This window comes from Marinomonas sp. MED121 (assembly GCF_000153025.1).
Lineage (GTDB): Bacteria > Pseudomonadota > Gammaproteobacteria > Pseudomonadales > Marinomonadaceae > Marinomonas.
In genome coordinates, this window is record NZ_CH672429.1 from 1,015,185 (window position 1) to 1,041,206 (window position 26,022).

The window sequence follows — 26,022 nt, forward strand, 5'->3', positions numbered from 1 at the left end:
CTCTTTTTATATGATCTTCTTAAAGAAAATCTGAGTCATTCCAATCACTACTTGCTTAATACCATTAAAATACATCAATAATATCAGCAAGTTTCTGTCTTATAATTCTAAAATGCTGCTAATTATACACGAGCTGAACGTTTTGTTGACCGTATTGTTTTTTTAGATCGTACATTAATTGGTCATCTGGCATAATTTTCCAACTTTGACCCAAACAAATGTCCCCTTCTGCGTGGTCTGTTGCAAAACTTACCACCACGTCACAACCATCACCACGATAGGGCTGTAAGAACTGAGAGAGAGTTTGTATATCTACACAGGACACAGTATCCGACTGCCAATCTATCCTTAAAGCTTGAACATATCTTATTCGTGCTTGGGCAATATCCATGACTTTACGAGCAATAACCTTCTGGCCACCGCGGAATTCATCGTTGCTAATTTCCCCCTCAACAACGACAACCTGATCTTTTTGAATCACATCTTTAAATTCTTCAAAACTATCAGGAAATACCGTTACCTCAATGCGTGCAGACCTATCATCCAAGGTAACAAAGGCAATATTACCGCCTTTCTTACTCTTAGTAATTCGCATTTCAACAATAAGACCCGCCATAATTTGCGAATCACCACGCTTAGGCTGCAAATCAACAATGCGTGAGCGAGCAAAACGACGAATTTCTTTTTCGTAATCATCAATTGGATGACCTGTGACATACAAACCCAGCGTATCTTTTTCACCGTCTAATCGTTGACGAGAAGGCCATTCATGTTGAATACCAATTTCATCATAAGCGCCCTCGGTAGACTCTTCGACAGCTACACCAAAAAGGTCCATCATGCCGGCATCTTCATCTTTTGCAATTCTATCGGCCCGCTTCAGTGCCTCATCAATTGAAGCAAACAAGGTCGCTCGATTAGGACCGATTTGATCTAAGGCTCCCGATCGAATAAGCGCTTCCATCACACGCTTATTTACTTTTTTCCCTATACGCTTACAAAAATCAAATATATGTTCAAATGGACCCTCTTCACGAGCCTGAGTGATGGCCTCAATTGGCCCTTCTCCCACGCCTTTAATCGCACCGAGACCATAAACAATGGCGCCAGCACGGTTAACGGTAAACTTATAGACGGATTCATTAACATTTGGCAATTCAAGCTGCAGCTTCATGGCACGACATTCTTCAATGAAGATAACGATCTTATCCGTGTTCTGCATATCGGCAGACAATACTGCCGCCATAAAGGGGGCTGGATAATGATGTTTTAACCACGCAGTCTGATAAGAAACTAAAGCATAAGCAGCGGAGTGAGATTTGTTAAAACCATAACCAGCAAATTTTTCCATCAAGTCAAAGATGTTACCCGACAGTTCCTCACTGATATCATACTTACCCGCACCTTCCATAAAGAGTAAGCGCTGCTCAGCCATGACTTCGGGTTTTTTCTTACCCATAGCACGACGTAATAAATCGGCGCCACCCAAACTAAATCGAGCTAACACCTGAGCGATTTGCATTACCTGTTCTTGGTACAAGATAATGCCATAGGTCGGCTCTAGAACAGGGATTAGATCATCATGTTGATAATCAGGGTGAGGGAATGCCAGCTCTGAACGACCGTGCTTACGGTTGATAAAGTCGTCCACCATGCCTGATCCCAAAGGACCAGGACGATAAAGCGCTACTAGCGCGACAATATCTTCAAAACGTGAAGGCAGTAGCTTTTTAATAAGCTCCTTCATGCCTCGCGACTCTAACTGGAAGACCGCCGTTGTTTCAGCCCTTTGCAGCATGTCATAAGTGGGCTTATCTTCTAGATCGATCAAGGTAATATCTAAAGCAGGCTTACCCTCACGAGCTTGAATATCATTGATATTCTTCATCGCCCAGTCAACAACTGTTAAGGTCTTTAGACCTAAGAAGTCAAACTTTACAAGACCCGCTTCTTCAACATCATTTTTATCATATTGTGTCACTAAGCCAGAACCATCTTCTTCACAATAAAGAGGAGAAAAGTCCGTTAGCTTTGTTGGAGCGATGACCACGCCGCCCGCGTGCTTACCAAAGTTTCTTACGACACCTTCTAGCGAAAGCGCCATCTCCATAACATCGCCAGCTTCTTCATCATTTTCGATAAACTCTTTTAGCATAGGCTCTTCTTCAAGGGCCTTATTCAGAGTCATACCAATTTCAAAGGGGATCAACTTGGAAAGCTTATCACCAAGGCTGTAAGGTTTACCTTGGACCCTAGCGACATCACGCACTACCGCTTTTGCAGCCATAGCACCGAAAGTAATAATTTGAGATACCGCGTCTCGACCATAGGTTTGAGCCACGTAATCGATCACTTTATCTCGGTTGTCCATGCAAAAGTCGATATCAAAATCCGGCATGGAAACACGTTCTGGGTTTAAGAATCGCTCGAACAGTAAATCATATTCAAGAGGGTCCAAATCAGTAATTTTTAATGCGTAAGCCACAAGTGAGCCTGCGCCTGACCCACGGCCTGGGCCAACGGGAATATCGTTATCTTTAGCCCATTGGATAAAGTCCATTACAATCAAAAAGTAACCTGGGAACCCCATTTGATTAATAATATTTAACTCAAAATCCAATCTATCCCAATACTCTTGTTTTTTATCGGCAATACGATCGCCGTATTTTTTCACAAGAAAATCGAACCTTTCTTCCAGACCTTTAAAAGAAAGTTCGCTGAAAAAGACATCCATTGTCATGCCTTCTGGCACAGGAAAATCAGGTAGGAAGTATTTTCCTAACAGCACATCAACGTTACAACGCTTTGCTATTTCGACAGTGTTTTCAAGGGCTTCAGGAATATCATCAAATAAAGCTTGCATCTCATCAGCTGACTTTAAATACTGTTCTTCCGAATAACGTTTTTTTCGACGTGGATCATCGAGTGTGACACCATCGTGAATACAAACCCGCGCCTCATGGGACTCAAAATCTTCTCGCTTTAAAAAGCGCACATCATTAGTTGCCACAACAGGACAAGCCAGTTCAGTAGCAAGTGGCACTACCGCATGAATATAGTCTTCTTCACCAATGCGGCTGGTTCTTTGTAACTCAACATAAAAGCGATTAGGGAATATCTGCATCCAGCGTTCTAACTTCTGCTTTGCAAGAGTCGGTTTTTGTAAGGCTAAATATTGTCCAACATCACCATATTGAGCACCAGAGATCAAAATGACATCTTCTTGATGCGCTTCAACCCAGGCTCTTTGAACAATGGGACGGCCCTCAAACTGGCCTAGCTGATAACCCTTAGAGATAACTTCTATGATATTTTTGTAGCCCTTGTTTGTCATAGCAAGCAAGGTCAGCCTATGGTTTTCTTCAAGTTCTCCGTCAGCCTCAATAACAACATCGGCCCCACAAATAGGCTTAATACCACTTCCCATGGCACCTTTATAAAAACGCACAAAGCCACAAAGGTTATTTTCATCAGTCATGGCGACGGCTGGCATATTAAGTCCGGCAGTTGCACCCAATAAGCCCTTCACTTTTACAAGACCATCAACAAGCGAAAATTCAGTATGTAATTTGAGATGTACGAAGGATGTCGACACGTAATAACCTTTAAGCTAACTTTTCGATAATGCGTTTAACAGGGCCGAAACTCTGTCTATGGATAGGAGTAACACCTAAGGTTTCTAATGCAGCCAAGTGTTGAGCGGTAGGATAGCCTTTATGCTTCTCTAAACCATAACCTGGATAACGTTCAGCTAAAGCACTGATTTCATTATCTCTTTCCACCTTGGCAAGAATAGAAGCTGCAGAAATTGCTTCCACCCTATCATCACCCTTTACAACCGCTTCGGCAGGACAAGGTAAATCTTTGGGAATGCGATTACCATCGATAAGAGCATGCTCTGGCGTTACTCTTAAACCTGAAATGGCTCTTTGCATAGCTAGCATACTGGCATGCAAAATATTTAACTCATCAATTTCTGCCACACTCGCTCTGGCAATACAAAATGCGAGTGCTTTTTCCTTAATTTCATCAAACAAGGCAACTCGTTTTTTTTCTGATAATTTTTTAGAATCCGCTAAACTCGCAATAGGATTATTTGGGTCTAATATTACAGCAGCAGCGACCACATCGCCTGCAAGTGGCCCTCGACCCGCTTCATCAGAGCCGGCGAATAAGTGACCGCTGTACAACTCACTCACAAAAGGTTCTAGTATTTTTTTAACCTTCACTTTTTTTGTTTTTTCTACCACAGAAACTCCTACGCTGACTTTTTCGCCACTAGATCAAGAATGGCTTTTGCCGCTTGATGCCCTGCATCTAATTTAAGTTCTCGATGCAAACGCTCGAAGGTGGCAAGAATTTCAGGATCTTCATTAAAATTTTGCCAAGCATCCATTAAATTGTCAGCCAAGTTTTCAGGCGTAGCCTCATCTTGAATTAACTCTGAGACTAAGGCTTTTTTTGCTAACAGATTAGGCAAAGACACATAAGGAACTTTAATCATTCTAGACATAATGGCATAAGTTAATTTTGTAAAGCGATAAGCAACCACCATAGGACGTTTTACTAACATAGCCTCTAGTGCAGCAGTACCAGATGCCAAAAGAACGGCATTAGCACTTATCATAGCCTCCCTTGAATGAGCGTCGATGACTAAAATCGCTGACAGCATGTCTGCTTTTAAATTTTCATTTAAGATTGAGTGGCCTAAAATCTTTTCTATTTGTTCACGCCTTTGCTCATTCGCAGCTGGAATAACAAACTGCGCATGGGGAAGACGATTTTTAATTATCATCATTGCTTTTGCAAAGAGAGGCATCAGACGACTGACTTCTCCCCCACGAGATCCTGGCAATATTGCAAAAACAGCATTATTGTTCTGATCAATATTCAATAAATCTCTTGCCCTATTACGATCAAGTTGCAAAGAGATCTCATCCGCTAATGAGTGCCCAACACACTTAATGGGGATATTATGTTGATGATAAATATCCATTTCAAATGGGAAAAGCGCCAACATAAGGTCTACGGATTCTTTAATTTTAAAAATTCGCTTTTGACGCCATGCCCAAACAGAAGGACTTACATAATGAATGCTCGTAATTCCCTTTTGCTTTAGTTTTTTCTCTAACGGCAGGTTAAAATCTGGAGAGTCAATGCCAATGAAAGCGGTAGGTTGCTTTTGAATACATAAATTAAACAAGGTTTTACGAATATTAAGCAACTCTCTTAAGCGCCCTAGTACTTCAACCAGCCCCATAACCGATAATCTATCCATAGGAACAATAGAGCTAAACCCTTGAGCAATCATTAAAGGTCCACCTATGCCACTAAAAGTAGCATTAGGGTCAAGTTTTTTTAAATGAGCAATTAAGCTTGCACCAAGAATATCTCCTGACGCTTCCCCAGCAACGAGTATAAAATGATTTGACACCTAGCTTCCTCAATCAAGTTTGATTAACAAAAAACCCCAGAAGGTTCTGGGGTTTTTGATTAGTTCGAACTAATTTATATGATCAAAACTATCGAATAATACCGCGATTAGAGCGTTTAATGGATGCTAAAAACATGGCAACTTCTGCAAACTCTAAAGCCAAACCTTGCTCAAGCTCTTTCACTGCATCTTCAAGCTTACTGCCTTTAAGATAAACGCACTTATAGGCAGATTTTAAGGCTTTAATCACATCCTTAGACATTCCACGGCGTCTCATACCTTCAAAGTTCATACCATGAGCTTTAGCTGGATTACCAGAAACCATCACATAATTAGGGATATCTTTGGTGACCATGGAACCCATGCCACACATACTAAATGAAGCTACCTGACAAAACTGGTGGATACCGGTATAACCCCCTAAAATAATAGAGTCTTCAATAACTACGTGCCCCGCTAGAGCCACATAGTTAGCTAGAATATTATTATCACCTACTATGCAGTCATGGCCCACATGGGTACTCGCCATAAACAGGTTACCGTTTCCGATTTTAGTAATACCATTATCTTGAATGGTGCCACGATGAATCGTCGCATTTTCACGAATAACATTATTATTACCAATCACAAGTCTGGTAGGCTCACCTTTATACTTTTTATCCTGATTAGCTTCGCCAACCGAAGCAAATTGATAAATTTCATTACCTTCACCAATGATCGTGTGACCATTAATGACAGCATGTGATTTAACAACTGTTCCTGCTCCAATTTTAACATTTGCACCAATCACAGAAAAAGGCCCAACCTCGACACTCGGGTCAAGTTCAGCATTCGGGTCAACAATGGCTGATGCATGAATTGTCACTAGAGCTTCCTATCGGCACATAAAATTGTTGCGGAGCACGCCAACTCACCATCGACCGTTGCTTTACAAGCAAACTTCCAAATACCTCGACGCTCAGTAATGATTTCAGCTTCTAACTGAAGCCTATCACCTGGTACTACCGGACGCTTAAAGCGAGTGTTATCAGCACCCACAAAATAGTAGATTGAGCCATCTTCAGGTGTTTTATCCATTGTCTTAAAGCCCAATACACCCGCAGCTTGTGCCATAGCTTCAATAATTAACACACCAGGCATAACAGGATGATCTGGAAAGTGCCCATTAAAAAAGGGCTCATTCACTGTGACATTTTTATAAGCCACAATTGATTCATTCAGCTTCAAATCCACTACTCTATCTACCAACAAAAAAGGGTATCTATGTGGGAGATATCGGCGAATCTCGTTTACATCCATCATCTAGTATTGACCTTATATATTCTTCTTACTTAAGTTTATGTTCTAAATTGGCAATTTGTTTTGCCATATCATCTATTCGTCTTAACCTTGCTGCTGACTTTCGCCATTTATCGGTCGTATCTAATCCAGTACCTGATGAGTAAGAGCCCGCTTTATGAATAGACTTACTGACTAAGCTCATCGCAGTCACATGGACATCATCGGTAATGGTTAGGTGGCCTATTATACCTACGCCACCAGAAATAGTGCAGCGCTCTCCAATATGAGTACTACCAGCAACTGCAGAACAACCAGCAATCGCACTATTATCACCAATTATCACGTTATGGGCAATTTGAACTTGATTATCAAGAATCACCCCATGACCAATTTTTGTATTTTCTAGGGCGCCACGATCAATGGTTGTATTCGCTCCTACTTCCACCCTATTACCTAAGGTAACGGCAGCAAGTTGCATAATCTTAACCCAACCTTCTGAACTAGGTGCAAATCCAAAACCATCGGCCCCGATTACACAACCACTATGTAGCAAACAAGACTCACCTATTTCAACATCATAATAAATTGATACATTTGCTGAAATGCGCGTATTAGCGCCAATTTTAACACGGGCGCCAATGACAGTATTGGCACCAATTTCTAAGTTATCACCAAGGGTTGCATCATCTTCAATAACAACATTGGGGGCTATTTTTAGATTTTCACCCAAGGTAACATTTTTACCAATTGACACGGTTTTATGAATGCCAGTCTCAGCTTTCGGGCGGTTATCAAATAAATGAGTTAATTTGGCAAATGCCAGATAAGGATTATCCACTACAACAACATTGTTTAGTGTTTTACAAATATTACTATCTCTTACTAATACGGCACCCGCCTTTGTTGTTGTCAGCTGGCTTTGATATTTAGGGTTTGCTAAAAAGCTTAACGCCTGAGCATCAGCATGCTCAAGCGTTCCGAGTTTCTCAATAATATAGGCAGGATCACCAACCACATCACCATCTACATAGTCTGCAATCTGTTCTAAATTATAGGCCATTAATCACTCTCATTAAGACGTTTTGTTAACTCATTTGTGATATCAACACCAGGACCTGAATATAGGCTAAGTTGCCTATTTAGAACCAGATCTAAACTTTTCTCTTTAATGATTTCTTTTAAAATCAATTCAGCTTTTGGTGTTAATTTTGCTAACAACTCTTTTTCCAATTGCTGGGCTTGCCTTTGCATATTCGCTGCCGCATTTCTTATTTCAGCACCTCTTTTAGCAAGCACCTGCTGCTTTTGTTTAACCATCTCAGGGGATAATGTTAACTCATCTCGTTTTAGATTCGCTGCTTGCTCTTTAAGCTCTGCTTGTGCTGTTGCAAGCTGCTGCTCCATTTTAGCTAGTTTTTCTCTTGGTTCCTTTGATGCATCTTGCCCAAGGTTACTTTGTAGAACCGCAATACGAAAATCTAAGGTTGCAACATTCGTAGCAGAAGCTGAAAAAGAAAGTAACGTGCATACAATCAGAATGATAGACTTCTTCATCATAAATCCTTAATTAAAAAGTGGTTCCTAACTGGAATTGAAAGACATCAGTGTCATCACCAGTCTCTGCATTTAAAGCCTTAGCCAAATTGAAAGACAAAGGTGCAATCGGTGTAACCCAAGTCCAACTTAAACCGGCACTAAAGCGAATCTCAGTTAAGTCCACACCTTCTTCACAAGCATCATTACCAGTGTAACAATTATCGGTAAAAACATTACCCGCATCGATAAAGAAGGCGGTTCTGACAGATTTATGATCTTCAACCATTGGCATAGGAAAAATAAACTCAGCAGTACCTGTAATAGAAATATTTCCGCCTAATGCGCTTGGATCTTCATCTGAATCACTTGGGTATGAGTTAAGCGGACCTAGTGATGAGCTATCAAACCCACGAACAGAATAAACGCCACCTGCATAATAGTTTTCATAAAACGGAAGCTGAGAGGAATCACCATAACCAAAACCATAGCCAAGTTTACCCTTTAGGCGAACCAGCCATAAATTCGAGCCATTGATATTCCAGTAACGCTGACTATTAATATCCAGTTTACCGTACTCTTGATCACTTATAGGTGTCGCCAAACTTAGCTTTATTCGATTAGAGTAGCCCTGAGTTGGTAACATGCCGCCAACTAGATCACTATCACTCCAAGTCACACTACCGATAACATCGTCAAAATTATCACCATATTGATCTACATAATCACTGGTTTCATTTGATGGGTCAGTTCCCAACTTCACCTTAGTTTCTTTCGCAGTCATACCAAAGGTTAAACGCTGAGTATCAGAAATAGGGTAACCAAATCTCACAGTCGCCCCTAAAGTATCAAGACTATAATCTTCAACCTCATCATCTTCGTCATAGTCAGTTGTTTTATAAAACAAATCAAAACCACGACTGACACCATCCACAGTAAAGAAAGGATTATCATAGGACAGAGTGTATGATTTAGTGGTATCGGAACTAGAAATATTAAAGGACGCCTTGTTACCTGTCCCTAAGAAGTTACGCTTGGAAATGCCAAAACCAAGCTGAGCACCATCCCCTTCAGAATAACCAATACTGGCTTGAATGCTACCTGAAGGCTGTTCTTGCACATCAATATCAATATCTACAAGATCACTACTACCTTTAACAGGAATCGTTCTTAGATTCACCTCACCAAAATAACCAAGGCGCTCAATACGTCTTTTCGAACGCTGAATATTGGAATGATTTGCCAAACTACCTTCAAACTGTACCATTTGACGACGTAATACTTCATCACGGGTTTCGCTATTTCCTGAAAAATTTATCCGTCTTACATAAACTTTAGGCCCAGGAGTCACATGAAATGTAAGAGCAACTTTCTCACCTTCAAGCTTTTCAGGAATGATATTTACCTTAGTAAACAGATAACCATGATCACCTAACAACGCAGAGATTGACTCAAGGTCTTTTGTTGCTTTTGCTCTTGAAAAAACATCACCCGCTTCTTGAGTAATTTCACTGAAGATTTCATCTTCTGTTAATACCAATTCGCCATTTAATATCACATCCTCAATGAAGTATTGTGGCCCTTCATTAATGTTAATGACGATATACACATTTTGCTTATCGGGAGACAAACTCACTTGATTAGAAACAATTTCAAAATCAAGGTATCCACGATCAAGGTAATAACTTTTTAGACTATCCAGATCTGCTTGAATTTTAGGCTTAGCATATTCATCCCCGGTTCCAAAGGGATTAAAAAAACCAGTTTCCATTGAAAGGAAGTTTTTAGTAACCTCCTCTTGAGAAAAAGCCTTATTACCAATAATATTTAAATGAACAATTTTCGCTGTTTCACCTTCATTGATATTAATCGTCACCTCAACTCTATTACGAGGCAACTCTTCAGTGATAATTTCAACATCAGCATTGTATCGACCTAAAGCATAATATTGACGTTGCAACTCTTGCTCAATTTGATTCAAGGTATCAGGCTTATAAAATTCACCCACCTCAAGAGATGAGCGTGTCAGCCCTTTTTCAAGGTCTTCAGTAGCAATTAAATCATTACCTTCTATGGTCAATATGCCGATAGATGGCCTTTCTACTACTTTAAAAGTCAGTACACCAGCCTCTTTATAGACCTGAATATCACTAAAAAAACCTGATATAAATAAGTTTTGAATCGCATCATGAACATCATCTTGTGAATACTCACTACCTTCTTCATAACCAATCATGTCGAAAGCTCTTGCATCCGGCACTTGCAACAAACCATCAATTTTCACTTGGGTAAAACTTTTAGATACCGCCGATAAACTCAACAACATTAGACATAAGGTAAAAACAAACTTCACTCACAACCTCTCTACAAACGGGCGATATCATTAAATATGGCAACCAGCATTAGCGCAAATAACATAGAAGCGCCTATACGATAAGCCAGATATTGAATTTTTTCAGATACAGGCTTTCTTCGAACAGCCTCAACAAGATAAAACAAAAGGTGACCACCATCCAATACAGGGATAGGCAGCAAATTTAAAACACCTAAACTAATACTTAAATAAGCCATAAACTGTAAAAACGATTGCAGTCCAGACTCTGCTGAGGCGCTCGCCACCTTAGCAATAGTGATAGGCCCAGATAAGTTTTCAATTGATATCAATCCTTTGATCATTTTAACAATAGATGACAAGGTCAAGTTAATCATTTGTCCTGACCGTTCAACACCATAACTTATTGATTCAAAAAAGCCATATTGAGTTTCTTTATACCAAGAAGCGTCTAATACCACAGGCTTTACCATTAAACCAACATAACCAGTTGCAACCCCATCAAGCTCTCTTGATTTTGGTATTAATAAAAGCTCAATCTCTTGTTTATCACGCTCGAGAGTGACAGATAAAGCCTGTAAGGGGCTCTTTTGCACAATATTGACAAACTCCTGCCAATCTTCAACGAGCACACCGTCAATTTTAATCACTCGATCGTTCTCTTTTAGGCCAGCCTCTGCAGCAGCACCATCTGGCAATACCTTCTCAACAATTGCAGGCATCTTAGGCCGCTTAGGCGTCAGACCTAATTCACTAATCAGGCCTGCTGGCTCCGAACCTGACAACCACCGAGTTAACTGAATTTCCGATTCAACCTCAGTGAAAGTACCTTGCGGAATATATCTAAAAGGGTAACTACCGGTTTGACCTATTAAATTTGCAAGAGCGAGATTAACCTGTTGCCAGGATGCAACAGTATCACCGTTGATCCAAGTAAGCTCATCACCAACCTGTATAGAAGAATGTGAGATTATAGAGCCTGCCTTTATATTACCTACTACAGGTGAAACAGTTTGAACCCCCTTCAGCGCAACGGCCGCATATAAAATAATAGCCAATAAGAAATTGGCAATCGGCCCAGCTGCGACAATCGCAATCCGCTGCCAAACTGTTTTACCATTAAACGCCTCTCCTTTTAGCGCCTCAGGCACATCCCCCTCACGTTCATCTAACATGCGAACATATCCGCCTAGTGGAATAAGGGCTAAAGTAAACTCTGTTCCGTTTTTATTCACCCACTTTAAAAGTGGCTTACCAAAACCAACCGAAAACCTTAATACTTTCACGCCGCAAGCACGCGCAACAATATAATGCCCAAACTCATGAAAGGTAATGAGTACGCCTAGCGCAATAAGAATAGAGAGCACACTTTGAATCACAAAAATGCCTTAGTATTAATAATGTCCTTTGCTTTTTGACGCGCCATATTATCTGCCTCAAATACAGCATCCAAATCTGAGACAGGAAAAACCGCAGTTTGTTCAAGCACTTCAGAATTTATTTTGGCAATATCCAAAAAGCCGATATTGTTTTTCAAAAAGGCATCCACAGCAATCTCATTCGCTGCATTCAAACTCGCCATTGCCGTCCCCCCAATATACCAAGCATCAGCAGCTAACTGTAGATTTGGGAATCGCTCCATATCAGGCTGAGAGAAATCTAATCGAGACACTTCAAATAAATCTAATGGCTTGACTTGGGTCGTTACTCGATCTGGCCAAGTCATACCATAGGCAATTGGCACCTTCATATCAGGATTTCCCATTTGCGCAATAACAGAACCATCATCATAAGACACCATGGAGTGCACTATACTTTGAGGATGAACAACCACCTCAATATCGTCAGGCTCAACAGCAAACAACCAACAAGCCTCAATCAATTCCAAACCTTTATTCATCATACTGGCGGAGTCAACTGAGATTTTGCGTCCCATAGACCAGTTGGGGTGCTTACAAGCCTGCTCTGGAGTAACAGCTAACATTTGTTCATAAGAGAAATCTCTAAACGGGCCACCAGAAGCGGTTAACAAAATTTTCTCTACAGAGCGCTTAACAGCCCCCCTTTCATTCTGAGGAAGGCATTGATAAATCGCATTATGTTCACTATCAATGGGCATCAAGGTGACATTATATTTAGCGACCTCATCCATGAAGAGTTGACCAGCTGTCACCAAGGATTCTTTATTTGCCAATAGGATACGTTTGCCAGCACGAATAGCAGCAAGCGTTGAGGTTAACCCAGCAAAGCCCACTATAGCAGCAACCACTTGATCAACTTTTGCATCCGCTGCGACAGCTGACATGGCATCTGCACCAAAATCAAACTGAATAGACAGACCTAAACAAGCCTCTGCAACGGCATCACGAGATTTTTCGTCTCCCATTACAACGGTTTCAGGTTTAAAGGCATGACATATTTCAACCATACGTTCAACACTGGTATTTGCAGCGACAGAAACTAAATTAAAACGATCAGGATGCTGTCGAATTAAATCAAGTGTACTCGTACCAATCGAGCCCGTAGCCCCTAACAAACAAATATTTTGCATTAGAGCCACCCAACATTCATCATCAAAAGAACGAAAATTGGCGCGGCAGAAGTCACACTATCAATCCGATCCATAACACCGCCGTGCCCAGGAATGAGAGCGCTCGAGTCTTTCAAATCCTCGTGCCGCTTAAATAAGCTTTCTGTCAAATCACCTAGCACAGAAACAGCCACAGTCACCAAGCCAATCAGAGATAAAATCAAACCAGACACAAAGCTTAAATCTTGACAAACAACAAACACCATCAAGCCAAGCTGAGTCAATAAAACACCACCAACAACCCCTTCCCAAGACTTACCAGGGCTTACATGTCGCGCTAATTTGCGTTTACCAAACATTCGACCAGAAAAATATGCCCCCGTATCCGCCCCCCAAATGAGCCCCATCAATAACACCAAATAGGTAATAAATTGCTCACCTTGCTTAATCACAGCAAGTGCACACCAGGTAGTCAATAAAATACTTAGCCCGAAAGCCAACCTTAAAAATCGTCCCTGCCAAGCTTTTAGATTTGGATAGGTGATCACCCAATAAAGCGCAAAACACCAAAGCAAAGGCGCAATCCATAGCATTGCTCGCTGCAAATCAAAAATCGCCACACCATACGATAAAGTAGCAACCATACCAGCAAATGATATTCGGGTTTGCTGGTTAGTCACACCAGACAATCTTGCCCACTCCCATGCTGCAACGACCAAAACAGCACCAGTGAAAAACATAAAGCCAATTTCACCAAGTGCGACAACAGCAAAAACAAATACAACCGCCATCACAATGGCACTTAGAATCCTAGGTAAAAGCATTATTATCGACCGCCATATCGTCTTTGGCGCTGCTGATAAAGATCAATAGCGTGTTGAAAATCATCCTTGTTAAAATCTGGCCAAAGCACAGGTAAAAAAACAAACTCTGAATAGGCAGCCTGCCACAACAAAAAGTTACTAATTCGCTCCTCGCCCGAGGTTCGAATAATAAGGTCTGGATCAGGAAGATCAGCTAAATAAAGCTGACTCGCAATTGTTTCTTCATTGATTTGATCAAGGTTCAATTCACCATCCAAGACTTGCTGGCACACTTTTCTGGCAGCGTGAGAAATATCACCTCTGCCACCATAATTTGCGGCAATAACCAGCTGCATTCCTTGGTTATCTTGAGTCTCTTTTTCAGAAAGGGCTATTTGGGCTTGTAGTTTGTCACTAAAACCTGACACCTCACCCATGATACGAAGTCTAATATCCTGCTTATTCATGCGCTTTACTTCTTTTTTCAAAGAACGCATAAAAAGCATCATTAGTGCATCGACTTCTGCTTGAGGTCGCTTCCAATTTTCACTGGAAAATGCAAACAAAGTAAGCACCTTAACACCCGCACGCGCAGCATCTTCAACAACACGACGTACGGCACCCGCACCTGCTTTATGACCAGCAATGCCAGGTAAAAACCTCTGTTTTGCCCAACGATTATTGCCATCCATGATAATAGCAATGTGCGAAGGGATATCAGCCTGAGAATTAGCTGACTGATTTAGTTCGTCTTGGGACGATCCAGACATACGCAAAACCTTACTTTAAAGAAAATCACTCAATGGGGCACAAGGCCCCAAGAAGCGCTTTAGATTGCCATTAGGTCTTTTTCTTTCTTAGCTAAGCGGTCTTCCACTTCTGCGACATATTTGTCAGTCAACTTCTGCACTAAATCTTGCGCACGACGATCATCATCTTCAGAAATTTCTTTCTCTTTCACTAAAGACTTAAAGCCAGCATTAGCATCGCGGCGAATATTTCGAATAGAAACACGTGCACTTTCGGCTTCTGCTTTCGCTTGTTTAAAGTAGTTTTTACGTGTCTCTTCAGTCAATGCAGGCATTGGGATGCGAATCAATCCACCTGTTGTTGAAGGATTCAGACCCAAATCAGACTTCATAATTGCTTTTTCAATCTCAGGCACTAGGTTTTTCTCCCAAGGAGAAATACCCAAAGTACGCGCATCTTCAACCGTAATGTTGGCAACCTGACTCAAAGGCGTGTCAGAGCCGTAATAATCAATTCTCACTGAATCTAGGATGCTTGGGTGCGCACGTCCTGTACGAATTTTTTTAAACGCAGTCTCTACCGCAGTGATAGATTTACCCATACGTTCTTCAGCATCTAACAAAATTTCATCAATCATAACTTTCTCACTTAATTAGTGTGCCTTCATTGCTACCCACAATGACATTAATGAGTGCGCCAGGCTTATTCATATTAAATACACGGATTGGCATATGGTGATCACGGGTTAAACAAATGGCAGTTAAGTCCATGACGCCTAATTGTTTTTCCAATACTTCGTCATAGTTTAATGTATCATATTTAACTGCGTCTGGGTCCTTCATTGGATCAGCAGAATACACGCCATCAACTTTAGTTGCTTTCAAAACAACATCAGCATTGATCTCGATACCGCGCAAACATGCGGCAGAGTCGGTTGTAAAAAATGGATTACCTGTACCCGCTGAGAAAATCAGCACATCGCCTTCTTTCATGAGCCGCATAGCACGACGACGATCATAAGGCTCTACAATACCCGTCATCGTAATTGCAGACATAACACGAGTCGTAATGTTCGCCCTTTCAAGCGCATCACGCATCGCCAAAGCATTCATAACCGTTGCTAGCATTCCCATATGGTCGCCAGTCACACGATCCATACCCGCCTCACTCAAAGCCTGTCCGCGAAATAGGTTACCACCACCAATAACAATACCAACTTCAACACCTATTCCACGCAATTGGCCAATTTCAAGGGCAATACGATTCAATACTTTAGGGTCGATACCAAACTTCTCGTCTCCCATTAAAGCTTCACCACTGAGCTTTAACAAAATTCTTTTATAATTTGCATTTTTTTCAATCGGCATCTTCAATCTCCGGTAATGGCATTGTTAATAGTCAGACAAACTCTCAGTCTGATATAAAATACGTCTCTTTGTAAGAGAAATATTTATAAAAAAGGGCAGTCTAGCTGCCCTTTTTATGAAGTCGATCAGCTAGGATTAACCTTTAAGCTGAGCCGCTACTTCTGCAGCAAAATCAACTTCTTCAACTTCAATACCTTCACCTACTTCAAGGCGAACGAAAGAAGTAATAGTTGCGCCAGCATCTTTAGCTAATTGACCCACTTTAACATCTGGGTTTTTCACGAAAGGCTGTTCAACTAGGCTGTTTTCAGCCAAGAATTTTTTCATACGACCAACAATCATTTTATCAACGATTTCAGCTGGTTTACCCGCCATGTCAGGCTGAGCACGGATGATTTCTTCTTCTTTAGCCAAAACGTCTGCAGGCATATCATCACCACGTACAACACGAGGAGAAACTGCCGCTACGTGCATAGCAACGTCTTTAGCTAGTTCGTCAGAACCGTTTTCAAGTTGAGTCAATACAGCAATTTGGCCATTACCGTGTAGATAACCACTTACTAGACCACCTTCAACGATTACCGCACGACGAGGAGAGATGTTTTCACCGATTTTTTGAACAAGCGCTTCACGCAACTCGCCAATCTCGCCAGCCAACAAAGCTTCAACATTTGTTTCTTTTGTTTCAAAAACAACATCAGCCACTTTTTCAGCGAAAGCACCAAAACTATCATCACGCGTCGCAAAGTCTGTTTCAGCATTTACTTCTACTAGAATGCCGTAAGAGTTATCAGGCGCAACGCGCATAACCAAACGACCTTCAGCAGCAGTACGGCCTGCTTTTTTAGCAGCCTTCATACCACTTGTTTTACGCAATTCTTCAATTGCTAATTCGATGTCACCACCAGCAGCTGTAAGTGCTTTTTTACACTCCATCATGCCAAGAGCGGTACGATCACGTAATTCTTTTACCATTGCTGCAGTTACTGCTGCCATTTGTAAACCCTCTTAATACGAATTTAGAATTTAAAAAAGGGGGCGTTAAGGCCCCCCTTTTGAAATTAGGAGAAAGCCCTAATTAGTTAGCTTCAGTTGCTTCGCTAACTTCAACAAACTCATCAGCAGAACCTGCAGCCGCACCGCGACCTTCAAGAACAGCGTCAGCGAATGCAGTTACATACAACTGTACAGCACGGATAGCATCATCGTTAGCTGGGATCACATAATCGATACCATCTGGGTTACTATTCGTATCCACAACACCGATTACTGGGATGCCTAGCTTGTTAGCTTCTTTAATTGCAATGCGTTCGTGATCAACATCAACAACGAAAAGAATATCAGGTAGGCCACCCATATCCTTGATACCACCGATAGAAAGCTCAAGTTTCTCAAGCTCACGTGTGCGCATCAAAGCTTCTTTCTTAGTGATTTTTTCAAAAGTACCGTCATTCATTTGTGTTTCAAGGTCACGTAGACGCTTGATAGAAGCACGGATAGTTTTGTAGTTGGTCAACATACCACCTAACCAACGGTGATTAACGTAAGGCATAGAAGAACGTTGAGCTTGCTCTTTCATTGTCTTAGACGCTGCACGCTTAGTACCAACGAACAAAACTTTATTTTTGTTCTCTGCCATTTTCTTAACTAGCTCAAGCGCTTCGTTAAGAGCAGGTACAGTGTGCTCAAGGTTGATGATATGAATCTTGTTACGAGCACCAAAAATAAAAGGTTTCATTTTTGGGTTCCAGTAACGAGTTTGGTGACCAAAGTGAGAGCCGACTTGTAGCAGGTCGCGCATAGAAACTGTAGGCATAATAATATCCTTTTTGGGTTGTTTATCTCTTACCAACCTACCGCTCCAGCCAGACAAGGTTTAAAGCAACCATAGGCACCCCAGAAGCAGCAGTTAATTGTGATAAGGTCGTTAGAGTTTATTTAGTTATGCTAGCGCCAAATTCGATTCGGATTCTAGCGGGCGTGTTTATACCACAAAACCAAAATAATCAAAAGAAGATATTAGTGAAAGACGTTTTTTCTTCTGTTTTTTTACCCCTAAAAAGAGGGAATCTCCCTGCCTTCTCATGTAGAATATGAATCAACTTAATTCAGACATCATTTTTCTATCATGAGCAACGAAATCCTAAATCAAATTAAAGAACTCACTCAAAACGGTCGAGTTGACGTACCTAAATGGACACCTAAAACAGCAGCAACACGATTTACCGATATTGCAGACATAGAAGGCATGCGCACTGCTGGTCGCTTAGCTGCTGAAGTATTGGAAATGTTAATGCCCTACGTTGTGCCTGGCGTCACGACAGATCAGCTAGATATTATTGCCCACAACTACATAGTGTCAGAACAGGGCGCTATTCCAGCACCTCTCAATTATCATGGCTTCCCTAATTCTATTTGCACCTCAGTAAACGACGTTATTTGCCACGGCATTCCTAATACAAAATCACTTAAGAAAGGCGATGCCGTCAACATAGATATCACTGTTATTAAAGACGGTTATTATGGTGATACTAGCCGTATGTTTTTTGCAGGCCAACCCGCGCCCCACCTAGAGAGGCTTTGCAAGGTAACACAGGAATGTCTTTACCTAGCAATCAAGATGGTAAAACCTGGGGTTAGAATTGGCGATCTTGGTGCCGCTATTGCCGCACACGCACATAAACACAATTATTCTGTGGTTGAAGAGTATTGCGGGCACGGGCTTGGCACGACTTTTCACGGTGAACCTCAAGTTGCTCACTATGGCACAGCAGGTACAGGGGTTGTTATCGAAGAAGGCATGACCTTTACCATTGAACCAATGATAAATGCCGGTAAAAAACAGGTAAAACATACGGGGCCAGACAACTGGATCGCTAAAACCAAAGATGGCCGCCTTTCAGCACAATATGAGCACTCTTTATTGGTAACAGCCGATGGCGTTGAAATTCTAACAAAACGTGCTGAAGAAGATTTTAGCTAAGCCAGATATAAACCCTTACTTTATTAAAAAGCATTAAGAGGAAAATAATGGACAGCCCTGCCCAGATAGACTTACCCACTCTCACAGACCAAGAGCAGCAAATATTAAGTCAAGCAAGCTGTCCCGTATCTCAATACAAGGACATCATTGAAGCGAAAAGTGAAAAGCTTAATCAACTCTTTTTGCAACAATACCCAATTGAGTTACTTGTAAAAGGTCGTGCAACACTCATTGATCAGATACTCGCTACGGCCTGGCAAGCTCACGGATTAAATGAGGAAGCTCAAGTCTGCTTAGTCGCTGTCGGTGGCTATGGTCGTGGTGAGTTACACCCAAAATCAGACATTGATTTAATGATTTTAATCGATGATGCAGGAGAAGTATTAAAGTCTAAACTAGGTTCATTTGTTACTTTTTTATGGGACATTAACCTAGATGTTGGCCATAGCGTTCGCACCCACGACGAATGCATCAAACTTGCTCAAGATGATATCACCATAATCACCAATCTGATCGAGTCTCGATTACTACTAGGCCAATCAGATTTGTTAGCAAACCTTCAACTGGCAATCGATGTCGATAAAATGTGGGATGGCCACTCTTTCTATCAAGCCAAGATCAAAGAGCAAGAACAAAGACACGAAAAATACCAAAACACCGCCTACAACTTAGAGCCAAACCTAAAGGAATGCCCTGGCGGCCTAAGAGATATGCAAGTAATCGACTGGGTTGCAAAACGCCACCTACACACCCATAGATTAAGCGCACTAATCAACAAGTCTTTCCTCTCAGAAGACGAATATCACAGATTAAAAGAAGCGGTTTCGCATTTATGGCGTATTCGTTGGGCGCTTCACTTAGAGACCAATCGCAAAGAAGACAGGCTTCTTTTCGATCATCAGCGTAGCCTAGCTGCCGCTTTCGGCTTTATTGGAGATGACTTAAAACGTAACGTTGAGCACTTTATGCAAGGCTATTATCAAAGCGTTGCTGCAATCCAACAACTTAACGACCTACTGCTACAACACTTTGAAGAATCATTTTTATACCCAGACCAAAGCAATTTCACCGAAATCATTAACGACAGGTTTCAAGTTCACAATGGCCAATTAGACATTCGTGACCAAGATATCTTTCGTAAAAACCCTTCCGCCATTTTGGAAGTTTATGTGGTTTTAGGGAGCAGAGAGGATATTAAAGGCTTACGCGCTAACACCATGCGCGCACTGCAAAATAGCCTAGACCTGATTGATGACGAGTTTAGGTACGACAAGCATAATACCGAACTCTTTATGGACATCATTGCCAGTCCACACAGTATGACCAGCTTGCTTCGTTCAATGAAACACATTGGCGTATTAGGACGCTACCTACCTGAATTTGGTGCAATTATTGGTCAGATGCAACACGACCTATTTCACATTTATACGGTTGATGCACATACGCTTCAGCTAGTTGAAAACCTACGCCGACTCTGGTTACCTGAATACAAACAAAAATTTCCTATCTCTTCACAAACCATACGCCACCTTCCCAAAGTAGAGCTTATCTATATTGCTGGTCTTTATCATGATATTGCCAAAGGTCGTGGTGGAGATCATTCTGAACTTGGCTGCCAAGATGCCAGAGCATTCTGTGAGCGTCACAACTTATCTAAGCATGATACCGAATTGATTGTTTGGTTAGTAAGAAACCACCTACTCATGTCCGTGACAGCGCAACGAAAAGACATATCAGATCCAGAGGTGATTTGGGAATTTGCGCGCATAGTAAAGGATCAAGAGCACCTAGATCATCTCTTTATCCTCACTGTGGCCGACATTAACGCCACTAACCCTACTATGTGGAATAGCTGGCGCGCATCTTTAATGCGCCAACTATATTTAGAGACAAAACGCGTCTTAAGACGCGGATTAGATTCCCCCATTGAAGCCGAGATGCTCATTGATGAGCACAAACAAAGAGCGCTAGAAATACTCATCGAGCGACGCGTCGATATCTGCGAAGCTGAAAATGTGTGGGACACGATTGAGGAAGAATACTTCATCCGCTCAAGTGGTGATGAAATTGCGTGGAACACTGAAGCCATCCTAAATCACAAAAGCGATAAACCCTTGGTAGCCATTAAATCACTAGGGGGACGCAACTTTTCTGGGGCAAACCGTATTTTTGTCTACACCCCATGCTCAGATCATCTATTTGCGGTAATGGCTGCTACCTTAGAGCAACTAGGGCTCACCATCCTAGACGCAAAAATTAATATCACGACCCATAATTACAGCCTAGATACACTGGTTGTAATGGATGATAACGATAACAACAACTGGAATCTGGATAATGCAAAAATCAAACTTATCCAAGACACCCTAATTGAACAATTAGAATCACCTTCTTTATATGAAAGCCTAATTCAAAGATACACCCCTAGAATCTTGAAAATATTTAATAATGCCGCTCGAGTAAGTTTAGAAAACAACCCAGAAGATATTTGGTCAGCATTAGATGTTATCGCACCAGATCGTCCCGGGTTACTGGCTATGATTGGCCAATTCTTCATGAAACAAGATGTCATGCTTCACAAAGCCAAAATAGCCACATTGGGAGAGCGAGTCGAAGATACGTTTTATATTACAGAGAAAAGCGGTGAGCGTATTGTTGACCCAAACCGCATCAAACAACTCTGCCAACAACTTGAAGAAAAAATCGACTTATTTTCACAAGCCAATTAGCGAGGAATAAATGAATCCCCTTATTAACGCACTACACCCTTACCCATTCGAGAAGCTCGCTAAGCTTTTAGCCGACATTAAACCGAATCCAGAGCTGGAGCTGATTAAGCTTACTATCGGTGAACCACAACACCCTGCGCCTGCGTTTGTATTAGACACCTTGACGCAAAACCTAGATAAGGTCAGCAAGTATCCTGGCACAAAAGGCACACTTGAATTAAGACAGAGTATTAGCAATTGGTGTAAACGTCGCTTTGATTTAACGCAACTTGATGCTAACACTCAGGTCCTCCCTGTTACTGGCACACGTGAAGCACTATTTGCCATCACCCAAACGTTAGTGGATAGCAGCAAAGCTAACCCAACCGTCATTAGCCCCAACCCTTTTTACCAAATTTACGAAGGGGCAACGATACTTGCAGGCGCTAAATTACATCTTCTAGCGGGTAACCCTGAGCAAAACTACAAAATCGATTACAGCAAGATTAGTGATCAAATATGGCAAGACACGCAGATTCTCTTTACCTGCTCACCTAATAATCCAAATGGCTATGTCACCACACTAGAAGACTATGAGTTTCTTCTTAAAAAATCAGTAGAGTTTGATTTCACTATCGTGGCAGACGAGTGTTATTCAGAGATCTACTTTGATGAAGCACAAAAACCAACAGGCCTATTAGAGGCCTGCCAAGTATTTGGTAACCACAATTATAAGAACTGTCTCGTTTTTCATTCACTTTCAAAGCGCTCTAACCTACCCGGCTTACGCTCAGGCTTTATTGCAGGTGATGCAGATATTTTAGCCAGCTTTTTACTTTATCGAACCTACCATGGGTGCGCGATGGCACTACAAACGCAAACCGCATCAATTAGCGCATGGAACGACGAAGATCACGTACTCGAAAACCGCAACCTTTATCGAGAGAAGTTTGATCAGGTGCTAGAGATACTTCAACCCGTCATGAAGGTAAACAAACCAGATGCCGGCTTTTACCTTTGGCCACAGCTAGAGATGGATGACGAAGCATTCTGCCAAAAGCTCTACCAAGAAGAAGCGGTTCTGGTTTTACCAGGACGCTATTTAGCACGAGAAGTAGAGGGCATTAATCCGGCAAAGAACCATGTTCGAATGGCATTAGTCGCGACAACACAAGATTGTGTTGAAGCAGCAAGGCGAATCAAACGCTTCATGCTAAAACACTCTAAATAAGTAACACATTAATCTTTAAACGACAGTAATTATCGCAATTGAAGAAAGCCAAAATCTTTTCAAGCTGATACTATACTGGCATTCATTTTTACGGGGTTAGCAGAGCGAACAATCACTCTGTTAACCTTATATTTATCGCGTTGGAGTTAATCAATGAGCAATCAATTTTTCGCATTAGGTTTAGGCATAGGCACACAAAACACAGCGGGTGAATGGCTTGAAGTTTTTTATTCAAATCCCATCATCAACCCTGAAAAAGCAGTGATTGATGCGATCCTTGAAAGCACAAGCTATACCGAAGGTAATGACACAATCGTATTAGACGAAAGCGACCTTAACCGTCTCCACATGGGTCTACTTAAAGCGGGTAACATTGAACAGGCCGAACTCGCTTCTCGCCTTAAAGCATCTACTCAGCCTATCATCCTGTGCCTACTTAGCGAAGATGTTGCACCAGCCAATCCAGCAGAAGCCTATTTGAAGCTGCAACTTATCTCACACCGTGTCATCAAGCCACATAGCACTAACCTAACAGGCATGTTTGGCGTATTAATCAATACCGCATGGACAAGCGACGGCCCTATTGATGTAAAAGAACTTGCAGACCGCCAATTGAGCGCTCGCATGGAAGGCCGTACGATTGAAGTTTTCAGTGTTGATAAATTCCCTAAAATGGCCAATTTTGTTGTCCCTTCTGGCACTCGTATTGGTAATGCAGCACGTATTCGCCTTGGCGCACACCTAGGTGAAGGCACAACGGTTATGCACGAAGGTTTCTGCAACTTTAATGCAGGCACACTTGGCAGCAGCATGATTGAAGGTCGCATATCTGCGGGTGTTGTTATTGGAGCAGACTCAGACTTAGGCGCAGGCTGCTCAACCATGGGCACACTATCAGGTGGCGGTGAAATCATCATAGGTGTCGGTGAGAACTGTCTAATTGGTGCAAATGCAGGTATCGGAATCGGCCTTGGTGATCGCTGCACAGTAGAAGCTGGCCTTTATATTACTGCAGGCCAAAAAGTCTTAGTACGTGATGAAAACCGTAATGAAGTTGCCACAGTTAAAGCGCGTGAGCTTTCTGGAAAATCAGATCTACTCTTTATCCGTAATTCAGAGACTGGCGCAGTAGAATGCCGTACCAACAAATCAGCGGTTAGCCTGAACGAAGAACTACACGCTAATAATTAATTTAGAAAAGGGCACGGTCGATAGGCTGTGCCCTTTGTTATTTAAAGGCAAAGAAATGACGCTTATTTACGGCATAAAAAACTGTGACACAATGAAAAAAGCCATGACTTGGCTAACTCAAAATAATATTGAATTTCAATTTCATGACTATCGAAAAGATGGGCTTGAAGCAGTGCTGCTTAAACAATGGATTAAGGATTTAGGCTGGGAAAGCATCATCAATAAACGCGGCACGACCTGGCGCGCACTTGACGATGAAACAAAATCAACAATGAATGATGAAAAAGCGCTAGCGCACGCTTTAGCTCAACCGGCCATGATCAAACGACCTTTATTAATTAAGCAGGGAAAAATCACATTAGGCTTTAAAGCAGCAGAGTACCAAGCTCTTTTTAGCTAGGTACTCTTCTTATAACAGTCTTATGGCAGAATAACTGGCGCATAGGCGCAAGGATAAGTTTGATTCAAGTGAGCCGTATAAGCTCCTTGGCCACATAAATTAACCACAGGTGCCATGCTATTTGTTTCATCTGACAGTATTAAAGGCACATATTTGCCTGAATTTCTGGCATAACCTGTATCATATGTTTGTACGCTACAGGCTGTTAAAAATAGCAAACTAAATAAAATACTTATAAATTTCATATAAAAGCCTCGTCATTCGAGCTGTATCCTAACAAACATATTTGAAAGTAACAAAAAACTTCGACTCAAGGTAAAGAAAAGACCATTATGACAACTTTGTCCCCTACTTTAGCACTTGCATTTGACCTTATTTCTCGCCCTTCTGTTACTCCCGAAGACGCTGGTTGCCAAGCACTTATGATACAACGCTTAACCAAACTTGGCTTTGATGTTGAAGAGATGCCTTTTGGCGATGTGAAAAACTTTTATGCTAAGCGTGGCAATGAAGGTCCAAATTTATGCTTTGCAGGCCACACTGATGTCGTACCAACAGGGCCAGAGTCTGAGTGGATAAACCCGCCATTTGAACCAAAAATCATTGACGGCAAGCTGTTTGGTCGTGGCGCTGCTGACATGAAAGGCAGCCTAGCATCTATGGTCGTTGCCGTTGAAGAGTTTGTGACAGCCAACCCAGATCATAAAGGGCAAATCTCTTTTTTGATCACCAGCGATGAAGAAGGCCCATTTGTAGATGGCACCACTCGCGTTGTTGATGCTTTAATGGAGCGCAAAGAAAAAGTTGACTGGTGCATTGTTGGCGAGCCATCAAGCACAAACCAACTGGGTGATATCATCAAAAATGGTCGTCGTGGCTCTTTTAGCGGCAATCTCACTATTTATGGCAAACAAGGCCATGTTGCTTATCCTCATCTGGCCCAAAACCCTATCCACCTAGCGGCACCTGTAATCGCGGAATTATCTGAAACCCATTGGGATGAAGGCAACGATTTCTTCCCCCCTACAAGCTTCCAAGTTTCCAACATTAGCTCAGGAACAGGGGCAACAAATGTGGTACCAGGCACATTAAACACACAATTTAATTTACGTTTTTCTTCTGAACTGGACTTTGACAAAATCAAAGCACGTATTCTTGCTATTTTGGAAAAACACGGCGTTAAGTATGATATTGAATGGACCTACAATGGGCTACCCTTCCTGACTCGCCCAGGTGAGCTTGTTGATGCCATTGTTAAATCAGTTGAGGACAGCGTCAAAATTACACCCGAGCTATCTACCTCTGGCGGCACATCTGATGGTCGCTTTATCGCAAAAATGGGCACTCAAGTTGTTGAGCTTGGCCCAGTAAACGCCACCATACACCAAATAAACGAATGCGTTGAAGCAGAAAGCTTAAATCAGCTAACGAATATTTATCGAAAAACCTTGGAAAACCTCTTCCTTTAGTTTAGTTTGC

At 41.7% G+C, this 26,022-nt stretch carries 23 protein-coding genes; 6 read left to right on the plus strand and 17 right to left on the minus strand.

Translation table 11 applies throughout. The features are described from left to right. Positions 1-118: 118 nt before the first annotated feature. The 16 genes from dnaE to rpsB all read right to left on the minus strand — a co-directional run bounded on the left by dnaE (position 119) and on the right by rpsB (position 17,846). Positions 119-3,595, minus strand: a complete 3,477-nt coding sequence (dnaE, locus tag MED121_RS04655) for a DNA polymerase III subunit alpha (protein WP_036178724.1) — start codon at positions 3,593-3,595, stop codon at positions 119-121. Between the two features lie 10 nt (positions 3,596-3,605). Beyond that, positions 3,606-4,214: a ribonuclease HII gene (rnhB, locus tag MED121_RS04660; RefSeq protein WP_036179363.1), complete on the minus strand. Its 609-nt coding sequence runs from the start codon at positions 4,212-4,214 to the stop codon at positions 3,606-3,608. Positions 4,215-4,258: 44 nt separating this feature from the next. Next, positions 4,259-5,434 (minus strand): lipid-A-disaccharide synthase, encoded by a 1,176-nt coding sequence (gene lpxB / locus MED121_RS04665; protein ID WP_009832461.1) that lies wholly within the window; start codon positions 5,432-5,434, stop codon positions 4,259-4,261. A gap of 88 nt (positions 5,435-5,522) precedes the next feature. Further along, positions 5,523-6,299: an acyl-ACP--UDP-N-acetylglucosamine O-acyltransferase gene (lpxA, locus tag MED121_RS04670; protein ID WP_009832462.1), complete on the minus strand. Its 777-nt coding sequence runs from the start codon at positions 6,297-6,299 to the stop codon at positions 5,523-5,525. Further along, positions 6,299-6,736 carry a 3-hydroxyacyl-ACP dehydratase FabZ gene (gene fabZ / locus MED121_RS04675; protein WP_083789360.1) on the minus strand — a complete coding sequence of 146 codons (438 nt, stop codon included), beginning with the start codon at positions 6,734-6,736 and terminating at the stop codon, positions 6,299-6,301. The genes lpxA and fabZ overlap by 1 nt, the downstream gene beginning before the upstream one ends. A gap of 25 nt (positions 6,737-6,761) precedes the next feature. Continuing rightward, complete coding sequence (gene lpxD, locus MED121_RS04680; RefSeq protein WP_009832464.1) at positions 6,762-7,775, minus strand: UDP-3-O-(3-hydroxymyristoyl)glucosamine N-acyltransferase; 1,014 nt, start codon at positions 7,773-7,775, stop codon at positions 6,762-6,764. Next, entirely contained in the window at positions 7,775-8,269 is a 495-nt protein-coding gene (locus MED121_RS04685; protein WP_036178729.1) for an OmpH family outer membrane protein, read from the minus strand. The genes lpxD and MED121_RS04685 overlap by 1 nt, the downstream gene beginning before the upstream one ends. Before the next feature lie 13 nt (positions 8,270-8,282). Then, entirely contained in the window at positions 8,283-10,601 is a 2,319-nt protein-coding gene (gene bamA, locus MED121_RS04690; RefSeq protein WP_116371556.1) for an outer membrane protein assembly factor BamA, read from the minus strand. An 11-nt stretch (positions 10,602-10,612) separates the two neighbouring features. After that, positions 10,613-11,959, minus strand: a complete 1,347-nt coding sequence (gene rseP / locus MED121_RS04695; protein ID WP_009832467.1) for an RIP metalloprotease RseP — start codon at positions 11,957-11,959, stop codon at positions 10,613-10,615. Continuing rightward, entirely contained in the window at positions 11,956-13,131 is a 1,176-nt protein-coding gene (ispC, locus tag MED121_RS04700; RefSeq protein WP_009832468.1) for a 1-deoxy-D-xylulose-5-phosphate reductoisomerase, read from the minus strand. The genes rseP and ispC overlap by 4 nt, the downstream gene beginning before the upstream one ends. Beyond that, entirely contained in the window at positions 13,131-13,934 is an 804-nt protein-coding gene (locus tag MED121_RS04705; protein WP_009832469.1) for a phosphatidate cytidylyltransferase, read from the minus strand. Before MED121_RS04705 ends, ispC begins: the two co-directional genes overlap by 1 nt. Positions 13,935-13,936: 2 nt before the next feature. Next, positions 13,937-14,683 carry an isoprenyl transferase gene (locus tag MED121_RS04710; RefSeq protein WP_009832471.1) on the minus strand — a complete coding sequence of 249 codons (747 nt, stop codon included), beginning with the start codon at positions 14,681-14,683 and terminating at the stop codon, positions 13,937-13,939. A gap of 59 nt (positions 14,684-14,742) precedes the next feature. Beyond that, entirely contained in the window at positions 14,743-15,300 is a 558-nt protein-coding gene (gene frr, locus MED121_RS04715) for a ribosome recycling factor (protein ID WP_009832472.1), read from the minus strand. A 7-nt stretch (positions 15,301-15,307) separates the two neighbouring features. Then, positions 15,308-16,030 carry a UMP kinase gene (gene pyrH, locus MED121_RS04720; protein ID WP_009832473.1) on the minus strand — a complete coding sequence of 241 codons (723 nt, stop codon included), beginning with the start codon at positions 16,028-16,030 and terminating at the stop codon, positions 15,308-15,310. 135 nt (positions 16,031-16,165) lie between these two features. Continuing rightward, a complete protein-coding gene (tsf, locus tag MED121_RS04725) occupies positions 16,166-17,026 on the minus strand; it encodes a translation elongation factor Ts (protein ID WP_009832474.1) in 861 nt (286 codons plus the stop codon). Between the two features lie 82 nt (positions 17,027-17,108). Beyond that, positions 17,109-17,846 carry a 30S ribosomal protein S2 gene (gene rpsB / locus MED121_RS04730; protein WP_009832475.1) on the minus strand — a complete coding sequence of 246 codons (738 nt, stop codon included), beginning with the start codon at positions 17,844-17,846 and terminating at the stop codon, positions 17,109-17,111. A 312-nt stretch (positions 17,847-18,158) separates the two neighbouring features. On the opposite strand from rpsB, the gene map reads away from it, so the two are divergent. The 5 genes from map (at position 18,159) to MED121_RS04755 (ending at position 24,543) form a co-directional block, all read left to right on the plus strand. After that, positions 18,159-19,013: a type I methionyl aminopeptidase gene (gene map, locus MED121_RS04735; protein WP_009832476.1), complete on the plus strand. Its 855-nt coding sequence runs from the start codon at positions 18,159-18,161 to the stop codon at positions 19,011-19,013. A gap of 47 nt (positions 19,014-19,060) precedes the next feature. Beyond that, positions 19,061-21,742 (plus strand): [protein-PII] uridylyltransferase, encoded by a 2,682-nt coding sequence (gene glnD, locus MED121_RS04740; protein WP_009832477.1) that lies wholly within the window; start codon positions 19,061-19,063, stop codon positions 21,740-21,742. 10 nt (positions 21,743-21,752) lie between these two features. Further along, complete coding sequence (gene dapC, locus MED121_RS04745) at positions 21,753-22,952, plus strand: succinyldiaminopimelate transaminase (protein WP_009832478.1); 1,200 nt, start codon at positions 21,753-21,755, stop codon at positions 22,950-22,952. A 153-nt stretch (positions 22,953-23,105) separates the two neighbouring features. Further along, entirely contained in the window at positions 23,106-24,143 is a 1,038-nt protein-coding gene (dapD, locus tag MED121_RS04750; RefSeq protein ID WP_009832479.1) for a 2,3,4,5-tetrahydropyridine-2,6-dicarboxylate N-succinyltransferase, read from the plus strand. Between the two features lie 55 nt (positions 24,144-24,198). Further along, on the plus strand, positions 24,199-24,543 hold the full coding sequence (locus MED121_RS04755) for an ArsC family reductase (RefSeq protein ID WP_036179371.1): 345 nt from the start codon (positions 24,199-24,201) through the stop codon (positions 24,541-24,543). A gap of 20 nt (positions 24,544-24,563) precedes the next feature. On the opposite strand, the gene MED121_RS04760 is transcribed toward MED121_RS04755, so the two are convergent. Next, entirely contained in the window at positions 24,564-24,788 is a 225-nt protein-coding gene (locus tag MED121_RS04760; RefSeq protein WP_009832481.1) for a succinyl-diaminopimelate desuccinylase, read from the minus strand. An 87-nt stretch (positions 24,789-24,875) separates the two neighbouring features. Here MED121_RS04760 and dapE point away from each other — a divergent pair, with 87 nt between their 5' ends. Then, positions 24,876-26,012 (plus strand): succinyl-diaminopimelate desuccinylase, encoded by a 1,137-nt coding sequence (gene dapE, locus MED121_RS04765; protein WP_009832482.1) that lies wholly within the window; start codon positions 24,876-24,878, stop codon positions 26,010-26,012. The last annotated feature ends 10 nt before the right edge of the window (positions 26,013-26,022 follow it).